The sequence below is a fragment of the Streptomyces sp. NPDC093225 genome (assembly GCF_044753805.1).
Taxonomy (GTDB): Bacteria; Actinomycetota; Actinomycetes; order Streptomycetales; family Streptomycetaceae; genus Streptomyces.
In genome coordinates, this window is the sequence record NZ_JBIVNX010000041.1 from 26,951 (window position 1) to 51,157 (window position 24,207).

General features: G+C 73.6%; 20 protein-coding genes. 13 read left to right on the plus strand and 7 right to left on the minus strand.

Annotated features, from left to right (window positions below):
• Positions 1-24 precede the first annotated feature (24 nt).
• Together ACIQCH_RS29115 and ACIQCH_RS29120 are read right to left on the minus strand one after the other, a co-directional pair.
• Positions 25-1,758, minus strand: a complete 1,734-nt coding sequence (locus ACIQCH_RS29115) for a GAF domain-containing protein (RefSeq protein ID WP_402585700.1) — start codon at positions 1,756-1,758, stop codon at positions 25-27.
• Between the two features lie 195 nt (positions 1,759-1,953).
• On the minus strand, positions 1,954-2,859 hold the full coding sequence (locus ACIQCH_RS29120; protein WP_402585702.1) for a universal stress protein: 906 nt from the start codon (positions 2,857-2,859) through the stop codon (positions 1,954-1,956).
• Between the two features lie 222 nt (positions 2,860-3,081).
• Between ACIQCH_RS29120 and htpX the strand changes: the two genes are divergently transcribed.
• The 12 genes from htpX to ACIQCH_RS29180 all read left to right on the plus strand — a co-directional run bounded on the left by htpX (position 3,082) and on the right by ACIQCH_RS29180 (position 15,998).
• Positions 3,082-4,002, plus strand: a complete 921-nt coding sequence (gene htpX / locus ACIQCH_RS29125) for a zinc metalloprotease HtpX (protein ID WP_402585704.1) — start codon at positions 3,082-3,084, stop codon at positions 4,000-4,002.
• Between the two features lie 11 nt (positions 4,003-4,013).
• On the plus strand, positions 4,014-4,592 hold the full coding sequence (locus tag ACIQCH_RS29130) for a hypothetical protein (protein WP_402585706.1): 579 nt from the start codon (positions 4,014-4,016) through the stop codon (positions 4,590-4,592).
• Positions 4,593-4,996: 404 nt separating this feature from the next.
• Positions 4,997-5,086, plus strand: a complete 90-nt coding sequence (gene kdpF, locus ACIQCH_RS29135) for a K(+)-transporting ATPase subunit F (protein ID WP_363061053.1) — start codon at positions 4,997-4,999, stop codon at positions 5,084-5,086.
• 34 nt (positions 5,087-5,120) lie between these two features.
• Entirely contained in the window at positions 5,121-6,785 is a 1,665-nt protein-coding gene (kdpA, locus tag ACIQCH_RS29140; protein WP_402585708.1) for a potassium-transporting ATPase subunit KdpA, read from the plus strand.
• Positions 6,782-8,917, plus strand: a complete 2,136-nt coding sequence (gene kdpB / locus ACIQCH_RS29145) for a potassium-transporting ATPase subunit KdpB (RefSeq protein WP_402585710.1) — start codon at positions 6,782-6,784, stop codon at positions 8,915-8,917. Before kdpA ends, kdpB begins: the two co-directional genes overlap by 4 nt.
• A 6-nt stretch (positions 8,918-8,923) precedes the next feature.
• Complete coding sequence (locus tag ACIQCH_RS29150) at positions 8,924-9,604, plus strand: potassium-transporting ATPase subunit C (RefSeq protein ID WP_402585712.1); 681 nt, start codon at positions 8,924-8,926, stop codon at positions 9,602-9,604.
• A gap of 214 nt (positions 9,605-9,818) precedes the next feature.
• Positions 9,819-11,771, plus strand: coding sequence for an amino acid transporter (locus tag ACIQCH_RS29155; protein WP_402585714.1), 1,953 nt, complete (start codon positions 9,819-9,821; stop codon positions 11,769-11,771).
• 93 nt (positions 11,772-11,864) lie between these two features.
• Positions 11,865-12,422 (plus strand): SMI1/KNR4 family protein, encoded by a 558-nt coding sequence (locus ACIQCH_RS29160; RefSeq protein ID WP_402585716.1) that lies wholly within the window; start codon positions 11,865-11,867, stop codon positions 12,420-12,422.
• Between the two features lie 85 nt (positions 12,423-12,507).
• Positions 12,508-13,056: a GNAT family N-acetyltransferase gene (locus ACIQCH_RS29165; RefSeq protein ID WP_402585718.1), complete on the plus strand. Its 549-nt coding sequence runs from the start codon at positions 12,508-12,510 to the stop codon at positions 13,054-13,056.
• Between the two features lie 649 nt (positions 13,057-13,705).
• On the plus strand, positions 13,706-14,341 hold the full coding sequence (locus ACIQCH_RS29170) for a metal ABC transporter ATP-binding protein (protein ID WP_402585720.1): 636 nt from the start codon (positions 13,706-13,708) through the stop codon (positions 14,339-14,341).
• Positions 14,338-15,207, plus strand: coding sequence for a metal ABC transporter permease (locus ACIQCH_RS29175; RefSeq protein WP_402585722.1), 870 nt, complete (start codon positions 14,338-14,340; stop codon positions 15,205-15,207). Before ACIQCH_RS29170 ends, ACIQCH_RS29175 begins: the two co-directional genes overlap by 4 nt.
• Positions 15,165-15,998 (plus strand): metal ABC transporter solute-binding protein, Zn/Mn family, encoded by an 834-nt coding sequence (locus ACIQCH_RS29180; RefSeq protein WP_402585724.1) that lies wholly within the window; start codon positions 15,165-15,167, stop codon positions 15,996-15,998. Before ACIQCH_RS29175 ends, ACIQCH_RS29180 begins: the two co-directional genes overlap by 43 nt.
• Positions 15,999-16,091: 93 nt before the next feature.
• On the opposite strand, the gene ACIQCH_RS29185 is transcribed toward ACIQCH_RS29180, so the two are convergent.
• From ACIQCH_RS29185 to ACIQCH_RS29195, 3 genes are all read right to left on the minus strand, one after another.
• Entirely contained in the window at positions 16,092-16,835 is a 744-nt protein-coding gene (locus ACIQCH_RS29185; RefSeq protein ID WP_402585726.1) for a DJ-1/PfpI family protein, read from the minus strand.
• A gap of 109 nt (positions 16,836-16,944) precedes the next feature.
• Positions 16,945-18,576 carry a class I adenylate-forming enzyme family protein gene (locus ACIQCH_RS29190; RefSeq protein ID WP_402585728.1) on the minus strand — a complete coding sequence of 544 codons (1,632 nt, stop codon included), beginning with the start codon at positions 18,574-18,576 and terminating at the stop codon, positions 16,945-16,947.
• Positions 18,573-20,360 carry a CoA transferase gene (locus ACIQCH_RS29195; protein WP_402585730.1) on the minus strand — a complete coding sequence of 596 codons (1,788 nt, stop codon included), beginning with the start codon at positions 20,358-20,360 and terminating at the stop codon, positions 18,573-18,575. The genes ACIQCH_RS29190 and ACIQCH_RS29195 overlap by 4 nt, the downstream gene beginning before the upstream one ends.
• 204 nt (positions 20,361-20,564) lie before the next feature.
• Here ACIQCH_RS29195 and ACIQCH_RS29200 point away from each other — a divergent pair, with 204 nt between their 5' ends.
• A complete protein-coding gene (locus ACIQCH_RS29200; protein WP_402585732.1) occupies positions 20,565-21,713 on the plus strand; it encodes an acyl-CoA dehydrogenase family protein in 1,149 nt (382 codons plus the stop codon).
• Here the strand turns inward: ACIQCH_RS29200 and ACIQCH_RS29205 are convergent.
• On the minus strand, positions 21,700-22,785 hold the full coding sequence (locus ACIQCH_RS29205) for a sugar ABC transporter permease (RefSeq protein WP_402585734.1): 1,086 nt from the start codon (positions 22,783-22,785) through the stop codon (positions 21,700-21,702). The two genes, ACIQCH_RS29200 and ACIQCH_RS29205, sit on opposite strands and share 14 nt — an antisense overlap.
• Positions 22,782-23,993, minus strand: coding sequence for an MFS transporter (locus ACIQCH_RS29210; RefSeq protein WP_402585736.1), 1,212 nt, complete (start codon positions 23,991-23,993; stop codon positions 22,782-22,784). Before ACIQCH_RS29210 ends, ACIQCH_RS29205 begins: the two co-directional genes overlap by 4 nt.
• Between the last annotated feature and the right edge of the window lie 214 nt (positions 23,994-24,207).

Genomic DNA, 24,207 nt, shown 5'->3' on the forward strand with positions numbered 1-24,207 from the left:
GTCGATCCCACCGGCTCCCGCAGGTCAGGAGGGTGCCGCGGGGATCGGGACGCGCCAGGTCAGACGGGTGCCGTGGTCGGCCGGGCCGGGGGCGGCCGTCGTCATCGACCCGCCGAGCTCGCGCGCGCGTTCGGCCAGGTTGCGCAGGCCGCTGCGCGGACCGGCCGCCGGCAGGCCGACGCCGTCGTCGGTGACGGTGACGGTCAGCCGGCCGTCGGCCACGACGACCGCCACCTCGGTCCGGGTGGCCTTGGCGTGCCGGGCCACGTTGGTGAGCGCCTCGCCCACCACCGCGAGGACCTGGTCGGCCACGGCCACCGGTACGTCGGTGTCGACGAGGCCCTCCATGCGCAGGGCCGGGGCGAACCCCAGGGCGCCGGCCGCCTCGTCCACGGCCCTGACCAGGCGCACCCGCAGCTTGGGGGCGGCTCCGGGCGTCTCGTGGTCGCGGAGGCCGAAGATCGTCGAACGGATGATCTTGATGGTGGCGTCCAGGTCGTCCACGGCCCGGGCCAGCCGCTCGGAGGCCTCGGGGTGCTCGACGAAGCGCTGGGCGCTCTGCAGGGTCATGCCGGTGGCGAAGAGCCGCTGGATGGCCAGGTCGTGCAGGTCGCGGGCGATGCGGTCGTGATCCTCCAGCAGGCTCATCTGCTCGGCGCCGCGGCGCCGGTCGGCAAGTTCGAGGGCGAGGGCGGCCTGGCCGGCGTACCCCGGGAGGGCGGCGACCTCGGAGCCGGCGAAGAGGGGTCGGCCGAGCCGCCGGGCGAGCAGGAGCACGCCGCTGAGCTTCTCCTTCGTACCGACCGTGACGGCCACGGCGGGGCCGAAGCCGCGCCACCGCTCGGGTTGGACGGTGATCCGCCCGTCGGTCTCCGCCTCGGTGACGGTGACGATGCCGTCGTGGGCCAGCGCCGCCTCGGCCAGGGTGCCCGCGGTGCTGGGCAGCACGACCCCCTGGTGGGCGTCCGCGCCGTCCCCGAGCGCCAGCGAGCCGCGCAGCTCGCCGCCCGGGCCGATGAGGTGGTAGACGGCCAGGTCGGCGCCCGTGATGTCCTTGGCCCGCTCCAGCATGCCCTCCAGCACCTCGTGCTCCGGCTGGCCGGACAGCAGGGCGCTGGTGATGTCGGAGCTGGCCGTCAGCCAGCGCTCGCGCAGCCGCACCTCCTCGTACAGGCGGGCGTTCTCGATGGCGATGCCGGCGGCGACGGCGAGGGTGGACAGGACGGCCTCGTCCTCCGCGTCGAATTCGACGCCGCCGCGCTTCTCGGTCAGGTAGAGGTTGCCGAAGACCTCTTCGCGGACCCGGATGGGGACGCCGAGGAAGGAGTGCATCGGGGGGTGGTGCGCGGGGAAGCCGTACGACGCGGGGTGCTCGGACAGCTCCGAAAGCCGCAGGGGCTCGGGGTGGCGGATCAGCTCGCCGAGGATGCCGTGGCCGGAGGGCAGGTCGCCGATCCGGGCCCGGAGCCCGTCGCTGATGCCGACGGGCAGGAACTCGGCGAGCCTGCGCCCTTCGCCGATCACGCCGAGGGCCCCGTACTCGGCGTCGACGAGGACGACTGCGGCCTCCACGATGCCGCGCAGCACCTGCGGGAGGTCCAGGCCGCGGCCCACGGACATGACGGCCTCGAGGAGGCCGTTGAGCCGGTCACGGGTGCCGCGGACCTCGTCGATGCGGGCCTGGAGCTCGTCGAGCAGCTCGTCCAGCCGCAGCCGCGGTACGGCGCGCCCTGCGGCCGCCTGGCCGGCTTCGCCCATGCTCTGGCCTTCCGTCCGGTGCCGGGAGGAGGGGTTTCCCCTTCACGGTAGCTCCGGACAGAGGCGCTTTCGCGTCACCGCGAACGGTCGGGTCCGGTCGGGCCCAGCCGGTCACGACCGGCAGGTCGGGCCGGTCAGGCCGTCAGGCCCGGTCGGACCGTTCCGGCTGGGTCGGACCGTTCCGGCGGCCGTGGGTCACGACGCCTCCTCCTCCTTCGTTTCGGGCATGCGGGGGATGAGCAGGACCGGGCAGTGGGCGTGGTGCACGAGGGTGTGCGTCGCCCGGCCGAGGGTGGTCCCGATGAAGCCCCGCTCGCGGCGTCCGCCCATGACGAGCAGGTCGGCGTGGCGGGTGGCCTCGACGAGCACGCCGCCGACGGAGACGCTCTTCTCCGCGTCCGCGTGGATGCTCAGCGCGGGGAACTCCTCGTGGATCTGGTCCGCGACCGCCGTCAGGTGCCGTACGTGTTCCTGGGCGAGCTCGTCCACGGCGTCGAGCTGGCCGACGACGTTCCCGACGGACTCCAGCAGGCTCCACACGTGGAGCAGCCGCAGCGACGCCTTGCGCAGTTCGGCCTCCCGGGCCGCGTAGCGGGCGCAGACCAGGTCGTGCTCGTCGCGGACGGCGGCCAGGACCACGCCGGTCTCCGCCCCGTCCCCGTTGCCGCGGACCACCACGACCGGCGTCCGCGCGCCCGCGGCCGTCTTGAGGCCGACCGAGCCGAGCATGAGGGAGTTGAAGCCGCCCAGACCGCGGCTGCCGACCACGATCGTGCCGTACAGGCCGCCCGCGGCGTGCAGGCCGGCGACGGCGTCGCGGCGGCTGAACTCGGTGGTGACCTGGAGGTCGGGGTGTGCTGCGGTGACCGCCCGGGCGGTGTCGTCCAGGAGCGTGCGGCCGGCCGCGCGTATCCCCTCGACGGTGTGGGCCGACAGGTACAGGGCCTTGTTGTCGGTGTCGGCCGCGTACAGGACGTGCAGGGGACGGCCCCGGCGGGCGGCCTCGTCCGCCGCCCACAGGGCGGCCGCGCGCGCCGGCTTCGAGCCGTCGACGCCGACGATGACCGAGCTGGTGTCCGGGGTCCGGATGGTGGCTTCCACGGTTCCTCCCCACCGAGGACGTACTGGTGACAGTTCCTACGCTGCCCCGCCGACACCGTCCCGGCGCAGGGCCGCCCAGGCCCCCGGACGGGGCCGAAGGTCCCTACCTTCCCGGGCCCGCCGGAACGCCGCCGGGTCGGCGGACAATGGAGTCAGCGCGGTCCCCGCCGGAAGCCCCCGGCTCCCCGCCCGACCCGGCCGGCCGCGAGGAAGGCGGCCGCCATGACCCGCGTCAGCCGTTTCGAGCCCGACCGGCAGCTCACGGTGCGGATGGGCATCACCATGTTCCTGCTGGGCCTGGTGTACGTCGGCTTCGTCGCGGCGCTGATCGTGCTCCTGAAGTCGACGGCCCTGGTGGTCGTCGTCGCCGCCGGCCTGCTGGTGGCCCAGTTCTGGTACTCGGACCGGATCGCCCTCTTCGCCATGCACGGCGAGCTCGTCACCCCCGAGGAGGAGCCGGAGCTGCACGCCCTCGTCGACCGGCTCTGCGCGACCGCGGACATGCCCAAGCCCCGCGTCGCGCTCTCCCGCATGGACCTGCCCAACGCCTTCGCCACCGGCCGCAACGCCGACAACGCCGTCCTGTGCATCACCACCGGCCTGCGCAGACGGCTGACGACGGAGGAACTGGAGGGCGTACTCGCCCACGAGCTGTCCCACGTCGCCCACCGCGACGTCGCGGTGATCACCATCGCGTCGTTCCTGGGCGTCCTCGCCGGCCTGCTGGTGCGCTTCACCTTCTACTCGGGCGTCTTCGGCGGGGCCCGCCGCGACCAGAACGCCGCCGCCGCCATCGCCGTCGTCATGGGCGTCTCCGCCCTCGTGTACGCCCTCAGCTTCCTCCTCATCCGCGCCCTGTCCCGCTACCGGGAGCTGGCCGCCGACCGGGCGGCGGCCCTGCTCACCGGCAAACCGTCCGCACTGGCCTCGGCCCTGACCAAGGTCACCGGCGACATCGCCCGCATCCCCACCCAGGACCTGCGCACCGCCCAGGCGTTCAACGCGTTCTTCTTCACCCCCGCGCTCGGCTCCGGCGCGACGCTGGCCGACCTGTTCTCCACCCACCCCACCCTGGAGCGCCGGCTGGACGCCCTGGCCGAGATCGCCGCGCGGCTGGGCGACGGCGCCGCGGCCGAGGGCTGAGGGCCGGCGGCATGGGGTTCTGGGACGCGCTGCTGGGCCGGTCCCGACCGGCGGCGCCCGACCTGGACCGGCTGTTCGCCCTGCCCTCGGCGGCGATCACCCTGCAGGCGGCCGCGGGCTTCGTCCCGACCGGCAGCGGCTCGGTGTGCTTCTCGGCCATCGAGGGCGAGGCCTTCGCCCAGGTCCGGCGGGACGTCCGGGAGCTGCTGGAGGCGGACACCGAACGGCGGGGCTCGACAGTCGAGTTCAGCCACGACGCGTACGGCTACGGCTGGCTGCTCTCGCGCCGTCCCCCGGACGACCTGCCCGCCCTGGTCGGCGACCTGCACGCGGTGAACACCGCCCTGCAGGACAGTGGCTTCGGCCCCCACCTGCTGTGCTCCCTGGTCGGCTTCCAGGACGCCGGCGCGCGCCCCCTCGCCTTGGTCTACCTCTACAAGCGCGGCACGTTCTACCCCTTCGCCCCGCTGCCCGGCAACCGGCGCGACAACTCCCTGGAACTCCAGGTCAAGGCCGTCCTCAAGGACGACCTCGCCGTCGAGCCCGACCTGGCCCGCTGGTTCCCCGTGTGGGGCGCCCCGGGGGCGTGAGCCGCTCGGCCGCGCCGACATCGCCGCGCCCTCCACGCCTCCCGTACGGGCCGGCCGGACGGGGCGTCAGGAAACCGTCAAGGGACCGGTCGCGGGTGCGCCGACGCACGGCAGCGGACGCACCGTGGAAGGGCCCCGGACGGATCGGGCGGACGGACGCGGCAGGTGCGGCGCGCGCCCGGCGTCAGGGCGGCGTCAAAGGTTCCGGTCGGCCCGTATGGAGGGCGTCAAGGCCCGTCAACACCCCGGCGGGCATGGGGTGAGATCTCACTCGGCCACTGCGGCCGGAAATCAATCTCGTCACTTCGTCTTCAGGAGCTCGCGATGGCCGATCTGGCCTTCGTCCTCACCACGCTCGTCGTCTTCGTGCTGGTGGGTCTCGTCGCCAAGGGGGTGACCAAGCTGTGACCGCCGAGAACGTCGTCGGCCTCGTCGTGGCCGTCGCCCTGCTGGGCTACCTCGTCCTCGCCCTCGTCAAGCCGGAGAGGTTCTGACGTGGCCTTCATTGCTGCTGACGCAGCCGGCGTCATGAGTCCCCGGCTGGCCGGCGTGCTCCAGCTCCTCGCCCTCGTCGCCGCCCTGGGCCTGGCCTACCGCCCGCTCGGCGACCACATGGCCCGGGTCTACTCCGCCGAGAAGCACTACGCCCCGGAGAAGTGGATCTACAAGGCCATCGGTGCCGATCCGAACGCCGAGATGCGCTGGACCGCGTACCTGCGCGGCGTGCTGGCCTTCTCCGCCGTGGGCGTCCTCTTCCTCTACGCGCTGCAGCGCCTGCAGGGCGTCCTGCCCGGCTCCCTCGGGTTCCGGTCCATCGACCCGGACCAGGCCTTCAACACCGCGGCGTCGTTCGTCGCCAACACCAACTGGCAGTCGTACTACGGCGAACAGGCCATGGGCCACGTCGTGCAGACCGGCGGCCTGGCCGTGCAGAACTTCGTCTCGGCCGCGGTCGGCATGGCCGTCGCCGTGGCGCTCGTACGCGGCTTCGCCCGCTCCCGCACCGGCGAACTCGGCAACTTCTGGGCCGACCTGGTCCGCGGCACCGTCCGCATCCTGCTGCCGATCTCGGTGGTCGGGGCCCTGGTCCTGGTCGCCTGCGGCGCCGTCCAGAACTTCGCCGGCATCCACGAGGTCGGCCAGTTCATGGGCGGCAGCCGGCAGTGGAACGGCGGCGCGGTCGCGTCCCAGGAGGTCATCAAGGAACTCGGGACGAACGGCGGCGGCTACTTCAACGCCAACTCCGCCCACCCCTTCGAGAACCCGACCCCCTTCTCCAACCTCTTCGAGGTCTTCCTCATCCTGGTCATCCCGTTCTCGCTGACCCGCACGTTCGGCCGGATGGTCGGGAACCTGCGGCAGGGTTACGCGGTACTCGCGACGATGGCGATCATCTGGCTCGGGTTCACCGCGCTGATGATGTGGACCGAGTTCGCCCACCACGGCCCCGCCCTCCAGGCCGCCGGCGGCGCGATGGAGGGCAAGGAGACCCGCTTCGGCGTCGGCGCGTCGTCCATCTTCTCGGTGGCCACGACCCTCACCTCGACCGGCGCGGTGAACTCCTTCCACTCCTCCTACACCGGCCTCGGCGGCGGCATCCAGCTCCTCGGCATGCAGCTCGGCGAGATCGCGCCCGGGGGCGTCGGCTCCGGCCTCTACGGCATGCTCGTCATGGCCGTCATCGCGGTGTTCATCGCCGGCCTGATGGTCGGCCGCACACCCGAGTACCTCGGCAAGAAGATCGGCACCCGTGAGATCAAGTTCGCGGCCTGCTACATCCTCGTCACCCCGGCCCTGGTGCTGTGCTTCACCGCCGCCGCCATGGCCCTGCCCACCCCGCCGCACTCCATGCTCAACTCCGGCGCGCACGGCTTCTCCGAGGTCCTGTACGCCTATACCTCGGGCGCCAACAACAACGGCTCGGCCTTCGCCGGCCTGAACGCCGACACCCAGTGGTTCAACACCACGATCGGCCTCGCGATGCTCCTGGGCCGCTTCCTGCCCATGGTCTTCGTCCTCGCGCTGGCCGGCTCCCTCGCCGAGCAACGGCCCGTACCGGAGACGGCCGGCACCCTGCGCACGGAGAAGCCGCTGTTCACCGGCCTGCTGGTCGGATCCATCATGATCATCACCGGTCTGACCTACTTCCCGGCGCTCGCGCTGGGGCCGCTCGCCGAAGGGCTGGCGTCATGACCACGGACGTAGAGAAGCGGGACGCCATGTCCATCACGACCCCCACCCGCGCCCCGCACCAGGACGTGCCCGCCGGCCACGGGCCCGGCGAAGGGCGCGTGGCCGGCGGTCTCTTCGACCCCGAGCTGCTGGTCAGGTCCTTCCCCGACGCGATCCGCAAGCTCGACCCCCGGGTGATGGTCAGGTCCCCGGTCATGTTCGTCGTCGAGATCGGCTCGGTCCTGACCACCGTCCTGGCCGTCACGAAGCCGGGCGACTGGTTCGGCTGGGCGATCACGGCCTGGCTGTGGCTGACCACGATCTTCGCGAACCTGGCGGAGGCCGTCGCCGAGGGCCGCGGCAAGGCCCAGGCCGACACGCTCCGGAAGGCGAAGACGGACACCGTCGCCCGCCGGCTCACCGCCGGCGGCACGACCGAGGAGCGGGTCCCCGGCACCGACCTGCGCATCGGTGACCTGGTCGTCTGCGAGGCCGGCGACGTCATCCCCGGCGACGGCGACGTCGTCGAGGGAGTGGCCTCCGTCGACGAGTCCGCCATCACCGGCGAGTCGGCCCCCGTCATCCGCGAGTCGGGCGGCGACCGCAGCGCCGTGACCGGCGGCACGAGGGTCCTGTCCGACCGGATCGTCGTCGAGATCACCACCAGGCCCGGCGAGACCTTCATCGACCGCATGATCAGCCTGGTCGAGGGCGCGGCCCGGCAGAAGACCCCGAACGAGATCGCCCTCAACATCCTGCTGGCGTCCCTCACGATCGTCTTCCTGCTCGCGGTCGTCACCCTCCAGCCCTTCGCGGTCTACGCCGGCGCCGAGCAGTCGATGGTCGTGCTGACCGCGCTGCTGGTGTGCCTCATCCCCACCACCATCGGCGCCCTGCTCTCCGCCATCGGCATCGCCGGCATGGACCGCCTCGTCCAGCGCAACGTCCTCGCCATGTCCGGCCGGGCCGTCGAGGCCGCCGGCGACGTCTCCACCCTGCTGCTCGACAAGACCGGCACCATCACCCTCGGCAACCGCCAGGCCGCCGAGTTCCTGCCGGTCAGGGGGACCACCGCCGACGAGGTCGCGGACGCCGCCCAGCTGTCGTCGCTGGCCGACGAGACCCCTGAGGGCCGCTCGATCGTGGTCCTCGCCGAGGAGAAGTACGGGCTGCGCGAACGGCACCGGGGCGAACTCGCCCACGCCGAGTGGATCGCGTTCACCGCCCAGACCCGCATGTCGGGCGTGGACGTCGACGGCCGCGGGGTCCGCAAGGGCGCGACCGGGTCGGTCATCGCGTGGGTGAACGAGCGCGGCGGCGACGTCGCGGACGACGCGCAGGCACTGGCCGACACGATCGCGCAGGCCGGCGGCACCCCGCTGCTCGTCGCCGTCGAGGACGCGGACGGGGCGCGGGTCCTGGGCGTCATCCACCTCAAGGACGTGGTCAAGGAGGGCATGCGGGAGCGGTTCGACGAGCTGCGCCGCATGGGCATCAGGACCGTCATGATCACCGGCGACAACCCGCTGACCGCCAAGGCCATCGCCGAAGAGGCGGGCGTCGACGACTTCCTCGCCGAGGCCACCCCCGAGGACAAGATGGCCCTCATCAAGCGGGAGCAGGCCGGCGGCAAGCTCGTCGCCATGACCGGCGACGGTACGAACGACGCCCCGGCCCTCGCGCAGGCGGACGTCGGCGTCGCGATGAACACGGGCACGTCGGCCGCCAAGGAGGCCGGGAACATGGTCGACCTCGACTCCGACCCGACCAAGCTCATCGAGATCGTCGAGATCGGCAAGCAGCTCCTGATCACCCGCGGCGCCCTGACCACCTTCTCCATCGCCAACGACGTCGCGAAGTACTTCGCGATCATCCCGGCCATGTTCGCCGTGGTCCACCCGGGCCTGGACAAGCTCAACATCATGGGCCTGGCGTCCCCCGAGTCCGCGATCCTCTCCGCCGTCATCTTCAACGCGCTCGTCATCATCGCGCTGGTCCCGCTGGCCCTGAAGGGCGTGCGGTACCGGCCCACCAGTGCCGACCGGATGCTGCGCCGCAACCTCGGCCTCTACGGACTCGGCGGCCTGATCGCCCCGTTCCTCGGCATCAAGCTCATCGACCTGCTCATCTCCCTCATCCCCGGAATCGGCTGATCGGCTATGAACAACTCCGTCTCCAGCGCGGCACGACTGCTCGGCGCGGGCCTGCGCGCCCTGCTGGTCCTCACGGTGATCTGCGGCGTGCTCTACCCGCTCGCCGTCACCGGGATCGCCCAGGCCGTCTTCCACGGCAAGGCCGACGGGTCCGAGGTCGAGGACGCGAGCGGCACGGTCGTGGGCTCCTCCCTCATCGGGCAGCGCTACGACCTGCCGAAGCAGGACCCGCACGACGCGGACGAGGCCCCCCGGCCGGACCTGAAGTGGTTCCAGCCCCGCCCCTCCGCCGGACTGGGCACCAACAGCGTCAACACCCGGTACTCCCTCGTCCTCTCCGGCGCCACCAACAAGGCCGCCGACGACCAGGACCTCGTCAACGATGTCGAGGAGGCCAAGGCCGCCGTCGTCGCCGACAACTCCACCGCCACCCACGAGATCAAGCCCTCGGACGTACCGGCCGACGCCGTCACCTCCTCCGGCTCCGGCCTCGACCCCGACATCTCCCCCGCCTACGCCGAACTCCAGGTCCCCCGCGTCGCGGAGCGCAACGGACTGCCGGTGGCCCGCGTGGCGAAGCTCGTCGCGGACAACACCGAGGGCCGCACGCTCGGCTTCATGGGCGAGCCCCGGGTCAACGTCCTGAAGCTGAACATCGCGCTCAGGGCCCTGACGGCCGAGGGCTGACCCGCCGGACGACATCCGAGGGGGACCCCGGCGGAGGAGCGGCACCTGCCCTCCTTCCGCCGGGTGTGAGCAAGACGACGCCCGGAAGACGGATCTTGACGCTTTCCTGACGCGCTCGCCCGCGCCGGGGCGATCCGCGCTGCTTACGCTGGCCCGGCCGTACGACAATCGGCCGGATTTCCCCTCGCCAGCGAGCAGAACCCAGGAGCACCCCATGGCCACCACGACCGACACACGAGGGGGCAGGCTTCGCGCGTGGATGCTGGAGGGGCTGTCCGACATGGGCAAGGGCCGGCCGTCCAGGCCCCAGGAAGCGCCCGAGACCGGCCACCAGGGCCAGCGCTGGTACCGGGTGATGTGCCTGACCGGTGTCGACTACTTCTCGACCCTCGGTTACCAGCCCGGCATCGCCGCCCTGGCCGCCGGACTGCTGTCCCCCGTCGCGACGATCGTGCTCGTGATCGTGACCCTGGCGGGCGCGCTGCCCGTGTACCGCCGGGTGTCGGAGGAGAGCCCGCGGGGCGAGGGCTCGATCGCGATGCTCTCCCGGCTGCTCTCCTTCTGGAAGGGCAAGCTCTTCGTCCTCACCCTGCTGGGCTTCGCCGCGACCGACTTCCTGATCACCATCACCCTGTCGGCCGCCGACGCCTCCACGCACCTGGTGGAGAACCCGCACCTGGAGTCGGCCCTCCAGGACAAGCAGGTGCTGATCACGCTGCTGCTGGTCGCGCTGCTCGGCGCCGTGTTCCTGAAGGGCTTCCTGGAGGCGATCGGCGTCGCCGTCGCGCTCGTGGCCGTCTACCTCGCGCTCAACGTCGTGGTCGTGATCAGCGGCCTGTGGCACGTGATCACCGAGGGCCACGTCGTCACCGACTGGACGGAGGCCCTGACCGCCGAGCACGGCAACATCTTCGTCATGATCGGCGTCGCGCTGATCGTCTTCCCCAAGCTGGCGCTCGGCCTGTCCGGCTTCGAGACGGGTGTGGCCGTCATGCCGCACGTGAAGGGCGACCAGCAGGACACGGAGGCGAGCCCCACCGGCCGGATCCGCGACACCAAGAAGCTCCTCACCACCGCCGCGCTGATCATGAGCGTGTTCCTGATCTTCACGAGCTTCATCACCACGGTCCTCATCCCGCACCAGGAGTTCGAGCCGGGCGGCAAGGCGAACGGCCGTGCGCTGGCCTACCTGGCCCACGAGTACCTCGGCAACACCTTCGGCACCGTCTACGACGTCTCGACCATCTGCATCCTGTGGTTCGCCGGCGCCTCCGCCATGGCCGGTCTGCTGAACCTGATGCCGCGCTACCTCCCCAAGTACGGCATGGCCCCGCACTGGGCCCGTGCCGTGCGCCCCATGGTCATCGTCTTCACCCTCGTCGCCTTCCTGGTGACGTGGATCTTCGACGCCGACGTCGACGCCCAGGGCGGCGCGTACGCCACCGGTGTCCTCGTGCTCATCTGCTCGGCCGCCATCGCGGTGACCATCTCGGCCCGCAAGGCGGGGCAGCGCGGCTGGTCGATCGGGTTCGGCGTCATCTCCGCGGTCTTCCTGTACACCACCGTCGTCAACATCATCGAGCGCCCGGACGGCGTGAAGATCGGCGCCTGCTTCATCGCCGGCATCATGCTCGTCTCGCTCCTCTCCCGCCTCGGCCGCGCCTTCGAGCTGCGCGTGACGCACGTCGAGCTCGACCAGATGGCCGAGCGGTTCATCCAGGACATCTCGCGCCGCACGCCCCGCTTCATCGCCAACGAGCCGGACCAGCGGGACATCACCGAGTACCGCGAGAAGATCGAGCAGATCCGCGCCGACAACGACCTCCCCACCACGGAGGACTTCGTCTTCGTCGAGGTGACGATCACCGACCCGTCCGAGTTCGAAGCGGGACTCACCGTCCGCGGCGAGGTCCTCCACGACCGGTACCGCGTCCTGACCGTGGAGAGCTCCTCGGTCCCCAACGCCCTGGCGGCCCTCCTCCTCCACGCGCGCGACCTCACCGGCACCCACCCGCACATCTACTTCGAGTGGACCGAGGGCAACCCGTTCGCCAACTTCCTCCGCTTCTTCCTCTTCGGCCAGGGCGAGATCGCCCCGGTCACCCGGGAGGTCCTGCGCGAGGCCGAGCCCGACCGCGACCGCCGCCCGCGCGTCCACGTCGGCTGAGTGCCGGTCGGGCCTCCACGGGCGCGCCGGGTCCCGTGCACGGCCCGCTGGCCGGCCGTCGACTTGTCAGTGGGCTCTGTCAGCATCACGGTCATGACCGACTTGGACGACCTCCTGCAACGCGTTGCCGTCAGGGCCGCATCCGACAGCGAGGACCTGCCCGCGCCCATCGACGATGCCGGGATCGCGGAGGCCGAGGGGCAACTGGGCTTCGCGCTGCATCCCCTCCTTGCGCGCCTGTATCGCGAGGTCGCCGACGGCGGTTTCGGCCCTGACTACCGACTGCTGCCGCTGCTCGGTCCGGGCTCCAGCGTCGTCGGCGAGTACTCCACGCGACGTGCGGCGTCCGTCGGAGTGGAGCACCCGAAGTGGCCCGAAGGCGTCGTACCCATCCTGACCTGGGGCTGTGCCATGTACGCAGGCGTTGATTGTCTCAGCGACGACGGTCAGGTACTGCTCTTCGAGCCGAACCCGTACAGCGGCGGATCGTGGGATCAGTGTTGGTTCCTCGACTCCGCCGGCCTCGCGGCGTGGCTGGAGACGTGGCTCTCGGGGACGGGCTGGTTCGAAGAGGATGCCTTCGACGGGGGCGACCTGGTCGAGCCCCGGCCATGGGACCAGGCCGCAAGCCGACTGTCCTCCGGCGCATAGCGAGCCAACAACAACACCTTGCCCCGTTGGCACCGCCCGGCATCGGAGGACCAGGGCCAGCGTCGGCGGGGCTTAGCATGGGCCCATGTCCACTGTGTCGCCACGGGTCGAACTGCGCCCGCTCACCCTCGCCGACCAGGACGAGTTCTGCTCGCTCGTGCGGGCCAGCGCCGAGCTGCACGCGCCGTGGATGCAACTGCCCGCGACCGCGGAGGAGTTCGTGGGGTGGATGCGCCGCTTCGACGAGGGCCTCAACCAGGGCTTCCTGATCCGCGTACGGGAGTCCGGCGCGGCTGCCGGCATGGTCAACATCAACTCGATCATCCGGGGCCGCTACCAGGGCGCGTCCCTCGGCTACGCGGCCTTCGCCCCGTCCGCGGGCCGGGGTTACATGGCCGAAGGGCTCACCCTCACCCTGCAGCACGCCTTCGACGACCTGCGGCTGCACCGGCTGGAGGCGAACATCCAGCCGGCCAACAAGGCGTCCCTGGCCCTGGTCCGGCGCCTGGGCTTCCGCTACGAAGGCCTCTCGCCCGCCTACCTCTTCATCGACGGCGCCTGGCGCGACCACGAGCGCTGGTCCGTCACCGCGCCCTCCCCCTGGACGCCCGACCCCTCCCTCCCCCGGGTCTAGGCACTCCGTCACCTCGTTCGCGAAAACCGGTGGAGCCGTGACCCCGTGCGTGGTTACGGTGCTCGCGCCCCCGCATTCCTCCGGTGAAGGACGAGCCGTTGTACACCAAGTGAGACTCCCCGAGCGCTGATCCGTCGCGCGTCGCATCCGTGCGCCGTGCTCCTTTTCGCTGCGGTCCTCTCACTGGAACTGGTGTGTCTCCATGCTCAAGAACCGGGTGGTCGTGCCCACCTCCCCGAAGATCTTCCTCCACCGTTCTCACCGCCGGCGGCCGGCCTGGCAATCGCCGTACGGTCCGCCGCCGCACCGGACGCACCGCGGCCGGTGGGCGCCCGTACCCGGGCTGACCCGTGCCCGGTCCACCCTGCGGCGCGGACACCGCCGCGGCGAGTGCGACTGACCACGGTCCTGCCGGCCGGGGCGGAGCCGCAGGGGCTCCGTCCTCCCGCGGCTCCGCCCCGCCGTGAGTACGGCCCCGCCGTGACCCACCCCGCCTCACCGGGCCGCGCCGTCGACACGGCCGCCCCGGAAAAGGTCGGGGATCGCGGGAACCCCGTACCCGTGCCGTCCGACTACTGCCGTGTGGAGGCGTAGGAGGCCGTGCGCCCGCCTCCGCCGACACGGTGGTCGAGTGAGAGGTGCGTGAGGGATGGGCGGGCTGGACGTGCGGATGCGTGGGGTCGCCTGCCGGCACGGCCGGGTGGAAGCCGTCTCCGCGGTGGACCTGGAGGTCGCCGCGGGTGAACGGGTGGCCCTGACCGGGACCAACGGGTCCGGGAAGACGACCCTGCTGAGGGCCGTCCTCGGGTTGCACCGCCAGGTCACGGGCTCGATCCTGGTCGGCGGCCGCGACGCCCGCTCCCCCGCGGAGTGGGCGTGGCGCCGACGCGCCTGCGCCTGGATCCCGCAGAAACCGGCCGCGGGACGGTTCCCGCTGCTCGGCGAGGAGTTGCTGGCCGGCAGCGCGGCCCCGGTGGACGCGGCGGAGGCGGCGGACCGCCTGGGCGTGGGCCGACTGGCGGGCCGCCCCCTGCACACGCTCTCCGGCGGCCAGTTGCAGCGCATGTACCTGGCCCGGGCGATGGGCTGTGTCGCCGCCGGGGCCGAGGTGCTGCTGGCCGACGAGCCGACCGCCGCCCTCGACTTCGACGGGCAGGCGGAGGCCGCCGACGTCCTCACCTCGCTGCCGGTGACGCTGGTCGTGGTGACCCACGACCGGGCCCTCGCCGAACGGTGCGACCGGGTGCTGGAGATGGCTGCCGGCCACGTGCGGGAGGTCCGGTGAACACGCTGGCCACCGCCGACGTCGGCGCGCTGCTCCAGCTCGTCCCGGTCCAGCGTGCGGGGTGGGCTCTCCTGCTCGCGGCGGTCGGGCTGCCGGTCGTGGGCGTGGTCATCGTCGGGCTCGACATCATGCCGGTGCGGTTCGCGATGATGCACGTCGCGCTGTTCGGCATCGCCGTCGGCCTCCTGACCGGGCTCGACCCCATGCTGTGCGCCCTGGTCGCCTGCGCCCTGGCCGGGGCGGGCGTCGCCCCTCTCGCCCGTACGCCGGACGGCCTGTCCGGTGCGATGGGTCTGCTGATGAGCCTCGCCGTCGCGGCCGCGCTGCTCCTGCTGGCCGTGTCGGGCGTCAACGCCTCCGGCGCGTTCGCGCTGCTGTGGGGGTCGATCCTGTCGGTCGGCACCCCGGACCTCGTCGTACTCGGCGTCCTCGCCGCGGCCGTGCCGGGGCTCTTCTGGTGGCGGCGGCGCGACATCGGCCTGCTGCTGTACGACCGTGAGCTCGCCCAGTGTTCCGGGGTGCCCGTGCGCGCCCTGACCGCAGCGCTGCTGGTGCTCGTCGCCGTGGCCGTCGCCGGGGCCATCAAGCTGACCGGGGCGCTCCTCGTCGACGCCCTGACGCTGCTCCCGGCGCTCGCCGCCCGGCGGCTGGGCAGTTCACTGAAGTCGATCACCCTGTGGGCGATCGGCATCGGGGTCGCCGTGAACCTGACCGGGTTCCTCGCGGCCCTCTGGCTGGACTGGCCGCCCGGCCCGGTCCTCGTCCTGACGGCGGGGGCGCTCGTCCTCGCCGTGCACGTCATATCCGAACGGAGAACCAGCTCATGGCGCGCACCCGCGTCCGCATCTCTTCCCTCGTCGCACTGACCGCGGCCGCCCTGACCCTCGTGACCGGCTGCGGCGGGGACGACACCGGGTCGCCGTCGAAGGCGTCCGGCGACCACGCCAAGCACGGGGACCACGGCAAGCACGGGGACAAGCCCGTGGTCGTCGTCACGACCACCTGGGAGGGCGCCTTCGCCGAGGCCGCGGGCGCCGAGGACGTCAAGGTCATCGTGCCGCAGTCCGTCCACCACGCGCCCGACTACGACCCCAAGCCCTCGGACCTCGCGGCCGTCGCCACGGCCGACTTCGTCCTCTACGCGCCGTTCGAGCCGTACGCCGCCAAGATCAAGGAGGCCGCCGGGTCCAAGGCGAAGCTGGTCGAGGTGAACCTCGACAACGACCCCGGCAAGGTCAAGGCCGAGGTCGACAGGCTCGCCGCACTGTTCCGCACGGCGGACGCCGCGGCGAAGTGGAAGACGGGCTTCGACACCGAGTACGCGAAGCTGAGCAAGGACGTGCGGGCCGCCTGGCCCGGCGGCAAGGCCCCGACCGCGGTCGCCCAGGTCTTCACCACCTGGTCCGCCGGCCTCGCGGGCGCCACCACGGTCGGTACGTACGGGCCCGAAGCCGTCACCCCCGCGCAGCTGGCCGGGCTCTCCGCGAAGAAGCCGGCCCTGGTGCTGGACAACGCCCACATGTCGACCGGGGCGGTCCTGCCCGACTCCGGAGCGAAGCAGGTCGAGATCGTCAACTACCCGGGCGAGGACCTCGACCTCCTGGGGGTGTACCGCAACGCGGCGGCCGAACTGAAGAAGGCCATGGGCGCCTCCTGAGGCAGCTCGACGAGGAGGGCGGGAAGGCGTCGTGCACGCCTTCCCGCCCTCCGCCCGTCCATCCGTCCGTCCACCGCCGTGTGCCGCCCGCGCCTACCGGGACCACACCGTGCCGCGGGCCTCGTACTCGAGCATCGCCTCGATGCCGGTGGCCGTGTCCGGGCCGAGTTCGCGACGCACGAGCCACAGGGCGAGCTCCAGGCCCGAGGTGATGCCGCCGGCGGTCACCAGGTCGCCGTCGTCGACCACGCGCGCGTTCTTCAGCACCCCGCCCTGCGCCTCGAGGTCGGGCCGCGCCCTGTGGTGCGTGGTGCAGGGCCGTCCGCGGGTCAGGCCCGCGGCGGCCAGCAGCATGACGCCCGTGCACAGACCGCTGACGGTGAGGCCTTCGCGGGGTGCCGCCGCCAGCGCGCCGGGCAGGGTGCCGCGGCGGATCTCGGCCCACACCCCCGGGTCCTCGCGCCGGGCGTAGCCACCGCCGGGTACGACGATCACGTCCGCCTCGTCCGGGGCCCAGCCGTGGTCGACCCGGACCCGGGTGCCGTACGACGCCCTGACGGATCCGGGGCGGGACGCGGTGACGTAGCGGACCTCCACCGCCCGGTCCGTGAAGAAGCGGGCGGCGGAGAAGACCTCGTACGGGGCGGCGAAGTCGAGTTCCTCCACGCCGTCGAACATGACGACGTGGACGCGCAGGGGGCTGCCGTCCGGCGCGGCGGCGCGCTCGGACGGGGTGGTGACCGGGGCTGCGGCCGTCGCCGGTGCGGATGCGGAGAGGCCCGCCGCGCCGGTGGCGCCGAGCGCGGTCGAGACGCGTAGCAAGTCCCTGCGGTTCATGCGGTGTTCCTGTTCCAGAGGCTCGGACGGGTGGTCGGTGCGGCGGGCGGCCCGCCGGCTCGGGCGGGCGGCGCCGCCCGGCCGGCGTCCCGGGGTCAGGTCGCGGAGCTCACCCGGTCAGGCGTTCGGACAGCGCGGTCCGGTCGGGCTTGCCGGCGGCCGTGAGGGGGATCTCGGTGACGGTGAGCAGGCGTTCGGGGTGCTTGTACCGGTCCAGTCCGCGGGTCGTCAGGTGGTCGCCGAGCGTGCCGAGGGTGGGTGCGTCGGCCCCCGTGGGGACGACGCAGGCCGCCAGGCGTTCGCCCATCAAGGGGTCCGGGACGCCGACGCAGACCACGTCGCGGACCTGGGGGTGGGAGCGGAGTTCGCGTTCGACCTCGGCGGGGCTGATGTTGGCGCCACCGCGGATGACGACGTCCTTGAGGCGGCCGACGACGTGCAGGACGCCGTCCGCGTCGAGGTAGCCGAGGTCGCCGGTGCGCACCCAGCCGTCGGGCGTGCGGTAGCGGGCGTTCAGGTCGGGGGCGGCGACGTAGCACAGCGGGGTCATGGGGCCCCGCGAGATGATCTCGCCGACTTCGCCGTCGGGCAGGGCTTCCTGGGTGTCGGGGTCGGTGATGCGGATCTCCGCGACGCGCGGGTCGGGGTGGCCGGCGACGACGCCCGTGCCGCCCGTGGGCGGGACCGCGTCGGCCAGGCCGGTGTGGCAGTTGACCCCGTCGGCGGAGCCGTAGAGGTTGACCACCGGGCAGCCGAACGCCGTCGCGGCGGCGGTGGCGGTGGACCCGTCGAGCGGCGCGCCGCCGAGGACGAGTGCGGTGGGGGCCGGGAGCCGCTCGTCGGTGGCGTCGAGCCGTTCGAGCATCATGCGGATCATGGTCGGCACGCCCAGGACGTGGGTCGGCTCGTGCGCGCGTACGGCCTCGATGGCCGCGTCGGCGGTGAAGTGGTCCAGCAGGACCAGCGTGCCGCCGTGCCGGGCGAGGGTGACCGCCGTGCCGCTGGAGCCGAAGGCGGAGGCCAGCGGGACCAGGAACAGGCAGCGGGGAGGGGTGCCGTCGGGGTTGAGGGAGGCGAGGAAGTTGCCGCGGCCGCCCGCGAGGGCGTTGTGCGAGTACGCGACCATCTTCGGCTCGGCCTCGGAGCCGGAGGAGACGAGGATGCGGGCGGCGCCGTCCGGGTCGGGGCGGGCGGGGACGAAGCCGGCCGGGTCGGAGCGCATGAGCTCGGACCAGGCGACGGTCCCGTCGGGAGCGGCACCGGGCCCCACGGCGACGACGTGGCGGAGTGCCGGCATGGCGCGCGTGAGCGTGTGCAGGTCGGCGGCGGGCCGGGCGTCGCGGTGGGCCACCGCGGCGATGACGGCGACGGCTTCCGCGCGGCGCAGCAGGCATTCGGCCTCGAGGACGCCGCGGCCGACGGGGAACGGGAGGGCGACGGCGCCGAGGGCGGCCAGGGCCAGGTCGGCGATGACGGCGTTCCGGTTGTTGGGCAGTTGGACGCCGACCACGTCGCCCGGGCGTATGCCGAGGTTCCTGAGGCCGGTGGCCAGACATCGCACCTTGCGGTCGAGTGCGGTGTAGCAGAGCTTTCCCTTGGCGTCGATGACGGCGGTGTGGTGCAGGTCGGCGATCTGGCGGGCTCTGAAGAGGCTGTAGAGGTCGAGGTCCGGGCAGGTCCCGTCGACCACCCAGGAGCGGCGGAGTTCGGCGGGCAGCAGGTCGGGCAGGTCGACGGTCACGCGAAGCTCCAGGGGTCGGGAACGGCGGGGGCACCGTGCGCGTCGCGGCTGATCGAGCCGGCGAAGCGCGGGTCGTGGTGCAGCTCGGACAGGTCGGTGGTGACCGCGGTCGCGGACAGGCCCAGGTGCCGCAGGCGGGCCAGGGCCTCACGGGTGGACAGCCCGGTGACGTCGTGCGCGGCCGCGCCGGCGGCGCTGTCGTCGCAGGGCGCTATCCAGCCGTCGGCGGTGGGCAGCGGCAGGCGGAAGCCGGCCGGGCGGCGGGGGTTCTCCCCGCGGGCGACCTTCCTCAGGGCGGGCGCGGTCAGCGTGTCGGCCGCGCCGAGGAGGGAGGAGTCCACGCGTACGCCGTGCCCGGCGCGCTCCCGCAGCAGCAGTCCGGCGAGCACGGCTTCGGCGCCGTGCAGCCCGCCGAGGACGTCGAGGAGGGTCATCAGGGAGGGGGCCGGTGCCTCGCCCTCCGGTCGGACGGCCTCGCCGACTCCGGTGCGGGCCTGCACCATGAAGTCGGTTCCCATCGGGGCGTCCTCGATCCGGTCCGCCCAGCCGCCGGTGTAGGCGTGGACGAGGGTCGGATTGACGAGGGCGAGGTCGTCGGCGTCGAGTCCGAGCTCGGCGGCCTTGCCGGGTGCCCAGTTGTGCAGGAAGACGTCGGCCTCCGCGGTCATGTCGCGCAGTCGGCGCCGGTCGGAGTCGGCCTTGATGTCGATCTCGACGGCCTTCTTGCCCCGGTTCAGGGCGAGCCAGCGCGCGGAGGTGCCGGAGCAGGTGGGGGGCATGCCGCGGAGCGGGTCCCCGCCCGGCGGCTCGATCCGGACGACCTCGGCGCCCAGCAGCCCGAGCAGATGGGCGGCGAGCGGCGCCTGGATGCGGCGGCCCGCCTCCAGGACGGTCAGGCCGGCCAGCGGCCGGGGGGCGGGCGAGGCGGCGCGCGGTCCCACGGGGGACGGCGGCGGGGCAGCCACCTCGAGCGGCCGGAACGACCACGGCGCCGCGCCGTCGGCTTCCGCGTGCCGCTGGGCGAGCGTGCGCAGGGGGCACACCTCGGCCCCCGAGAGGGCCGCCGCGCGCCGGATCCGGTCCAGCGGGTTCGCCCGGGTCACGGCGTGGAGGGCCGGCGGGAGGGGGGCGCAGGCGGTCGCGTAGCGGAACTGGAAGGGCCGCCAGCCCGCCCGTATCGCGTCGGCCGGCGCCTCGAGGGCGCGCCAGAACCCGGCCCAGGCGCCCGGGTCCAGCGTCTCCAGCTCGAACAGGACGCCCTCCGCGGAGGTGAAGGGCGGCCCTCCGGGGGCGAGTGCGGTGGCTTCCTCCTCGTCGGCGCCGGCCGCCGCGAGGTACTGGGAGACCGCCAGCAGCCCTGCGCGGTCCGCGCCGACCGTTACGGGCGACGCGGCGGTCCCGCGCGCCTGGCCGATCAGGGCCGCCAGCAGCCCCTGGACGGCGAGGACGCCGGTGGCGGTCGCCACGTAGTCGGCGGCGAGGCCGCGGGGGCCTCCGTCGCGCCGGCCGTGCACGGCCATGACACCCGTGGCCGCCTGTACCGTCGCCTCGTCGACCAGACCGGCCTCCGCGTCGCCCCAGGTGACGTTCGCGCGCGCGGGCTCGAAGCCGCCCCCGGTCAGCGTGACCGAAGCGGGGTCCTCCCGCCGGCCCGTCGGCTCCTCCTGCGCTCCGAGCAGCCGCAGGTGGTCCGCGACGACGCCCGTGATCTGCGGGGGCCCCGACGTGCCGAGGCGCAGTGCGTCGAGCGGCCGGGCCGTCTGCGTGGTGGATGGGGACGCCATGCCTCTCCTCTCCCGGTGCGAGGGTGGCCGCCACCGAGGTCGTTCCGAATCGCGGGAACCCGGGAGCGTCCGCACCCGACCAGTTCCACGGACAGAGAGTCGGACGGACGTTCCCGGGAGTTCCCGGGGAGAAGGAGCAGCGCGTTGTCGGTTCCAGGCGGGACGGTTCACGGAACTCAGCGACCCCACGCGGACGTTGCCGCGTTGCGGGATCGAGTCGATCGGTTCGTCCGTACGCACGTGATCCCGTGCGAGCCGGTGCTCGACGCCGGCGGGCCCCGAGCGGCGGCGGCCATGGCGGACCTGCGGGTCCGGGCCCGGGACGAGGGTCTCTGGGCCCTCCCGCTGCCCGCCGAACTGGGCGGCGGCGGCCTGCCCTTCTCCGCCTACGCCGACGTGGCGGAGGCCGAGGGAGCCAGCGACCACGGGCCTGCCGCCCTCGGCTCCGCCCCGCTGCTCGACGTCACGATGCTGGCGCGGCACGCCGCCGGCCGCGTACGCGAGGCGTACCTGGAACCCCTGGTCTCCGGCCGGATCCGCGCCTGCTACGCGATGACCGAGCCGGACGTGCCCGGCACCGATCCCTTCCTGACCGCGACCCGGGCCCGCCGAGGGCCGGACGGGGCCTGGCGGATCACCGGACGGAAGTGGTTCACGTCCGGTGCTGCCACCGCCGGTCTCGTGACCGTGATGGCCCGCACCAGCGGTGCGCCGGGCGATCGCGAGGGACTCTCGCTGCTGCTCGTCCCCACCGGCTCCGCCGGCTTCCGCATCGTCCGCGAGCTGCCGGTCCTCGGCGCGACGGGCCAGTACGAGATCGAGCTCGACGACGTCCGGGTGCCCGGGGACCACCTCGTGGGCGGCGAGGGCCGGGCACTGGACGTCGCCGGCGACCGGCTCGCCCTCGGTCGGACGCTGCGTTGCCTGCGGTGGCTCGGACAGGCCCAGCGCGCCTTCGACCTCATGTGCGGGCGGGCCGCCGCGCGCGGCGGCTCCCGCGGCCCGCTCGCGGACCACCAGCTCGTCCAGCAGCACGTCTTCGACGCCCTGCTCGCCCTGCGGACCACCCGTCCCCTGGTCCACGAGGCGGTGGCGCTCATCGCCGCCGGACGCGACGCCCGTACCGAGGTCGGCCTGGCCAAGGTGGCGGCCGCCCGGATGCTCCAGCAGGTGGCGGACTCCGCCATCCAAGTCCACGGCGCCGCCGGGCTCGGCCCGGACACCGCGTTGCCCGCCCTGTTCCGCAGCGGCCGGACGGCCCGGATCCTGGACGGTCCGGACGAGCTGCACATCACGTCCGTCGCCCGGCGGGTCCTGCGCGGCTACGGACCGGAGCCGGTCACACCCGGGTGAGGTCGACGAGGCCCTGCCACGAGGCCAGGCCGAGGGCCAGGAAGAAGTCGCCCCAGACCAGTTCGTGCCGTACGGCGAGGCCCTTGCCGGCGTCGTAGCAGCCGTCCAGCAGCATCCCGGCCGGACGGCCGCCGGCGCCGCTCGTGAGATGGGCCCCGACCAACCGGCGCAGGATCGCGCCGCCCCGCTCGGAGCAGGCGGCGGACCACGGCCCGGGCGCCCGGGAGAGCTTCAGGAGGGCCACTGCGGTGATCGCGGCGGCGGAGGTGTCGAGCGGCCCGTCCGGGTCGTCCTCCTCGGCCGGCGGGACGAGCGGCCCCGCGAGCACGCCGTCCCGTGCCAGCAGGTGCGCGGCGGCCTCCGCCAGCCGCGTCGGCCGGTGGGCCGCGACCGCCGGCTCCAGGAGGGCGTCGGCGATCGCCAGCAGCAGCCACGCGCGGCCACGGCTCCATCCGGGTCGGGGGTCCGTGCACGGCCGCCAGGTCCGGGTCGCGCCGTCGAACCGCCAGGCGGGGGCCCGTGCCTCCCCGGCCACGCCGAGGCACAGGTCGAGGTGCCGGTGCAGATGGGCGGCCGCCGCCACGGCACCGTCCGGCCCGGCGGTCGCCAGCAGGGGCACCATCCCCGGTACGGCGTCGACCCGGGCCAGCAGGCGGGGCCCGCCGAAGGCACCGCCCCAGGGGACGATGCCGTGTTCGGGGTCGTGGGCGGCGAGGCAGGCCCGTGCCGCCCGCGACCGGAGCCCGGCGGCCGCCCCGTCGCCGTCGGCGAGCGCCGTCCCGTACCAGAGGATCAGGCCGCGGGTCGCGGTGTCGGCCGCCGTCCAGGGTGCGAGCCGGGCCGTGCAGTCGGCGGCGGCGCGCCGGTCGGCGCCGTGGCCGGTGCGGAGGGCCCGGAGCCACAGCAGTCCGGCCCAGAAGCCGCCGGCCCACGAGCCGCCGCCGGTGGTCTTCCAGGTGCCGTGGCCCGGCTCCGCGTACAGCGGGAAGCGGTCGCCCACGGCCGCCGACGTCACCGCGACCCGTCCCAGCACGGTGTCCAGGGCCGCACCGGCCCAGTCGTCGGCGCTCACGCGCCCCGCTCCCGACGGTCCCCGCGGGCCCACAGGAACGCCACGGCGGCCGCCGCCGCGAACTCCCCGGCCACCAGCAGCCAGCCCGCCCCGTACCGGCCGTGCTCGGCGAAGAGCCCGAACAGCGTCGGCCCCACCGCGAATCCCGCGAAGAACCCGGCCGCGACGAGTGCCGAGTCCTGTCCCGCCCGCCCGGGTGCGGCCCGCTGCACGACCAGCACCATGGAGACGGCGTTCCCGGACACGGCGAACACTCCCGTCGCCACGGCCCCGAGCCACACCAGAGGACCTGCGACCTGCGCCGCTCCGAGCAGCCCGGCCGCCCCGAGGGCGCCGCACGCGAGCCACCCGGGCAGCCGTTCGGCACGTCCGGGACGGGCCGCCCTGGACCAGCCCACGCGGCCGGCGATCCCCGCCACCCCCAGCACGGCGACGAGCGCCCCCGCCACGGTGGGGTCCATGTCCAGACGCTGGACGCCGTAGAGCGCCAGGTACGTGTTGACCGAGGCGATGCCGGCACCGAGGAACAGCGAGAACACCGCCAGCCAGGCGACCATGCCCCGCGTCACGGACGCCGTCCCGGCCACGGCCCGGGACACGGGCGGCGGGGGCGCGTCGGCCGGCAGCGACCGCAGCGCCCAGCCCGCCGCCAGCAGCGCCGCCCCGGCCGCCGTCCAGACCGCCGCCCGCCACCCCGGCCCCCCGGCCAGCGCCGCGAGCGGCAACCCGGCCGCGAAGGCGCCCAGTTGCACCCCGGACTGCTTCAGGCCGGTCACCGCGCCCCGCCGGGGCGGCGGAACCGTGGCCAGGACCGCCTTGTTGGTGGCCGGGTTGGCCAGTGCCTGCGGTACGCCGCCCAGGGCGACCGCGCACAGCAGCAGGCCGGCCCCCGGCGCGGCCCCGATCAGGGCGAGGGCGAGCGCCGAGACCGCCAGCAGCAGGACGAGCGAGCGCCGCGGTCCGATCCGGTCCACGATCCGGCCGCCCGCGGGGGACAGCGCGGCGGCCGTTCCGAAGCCGATCGTGGTGGTCAGTCCCAGCACCGTCGGCGAGATGCCCAGGTCCGCGACCAGCCGCGGCCCCAGGGCCCCGAGCAGGAACAGCTGCAGCATCGAGAACGCCATGGCACAGGTCAGGAGTGCCGTCAGGCCCCGACCCGTCGGGCCCTTCAACTCGGGCGGGTCCAGAGTCCCTTGAGGTGATGCCACAGAACGCTCCAGTTCCCGTAGGTTGCACGCGTGGGCCGACTGGGAGGTCGTCGGGTGGCGCGGCCCTCCGGTTCCCGCTCTTCCCTGTGCCGTGCACCACAGCCGACCGGTACCGGTCGTGCCACCGGCAGGACGAGGACTTGTCATGAAGTGCGCGCCCCCCTGCCCGATCCGAGACACCAGTGCGAAGATGAACGCTCCATGACGCCAGGCC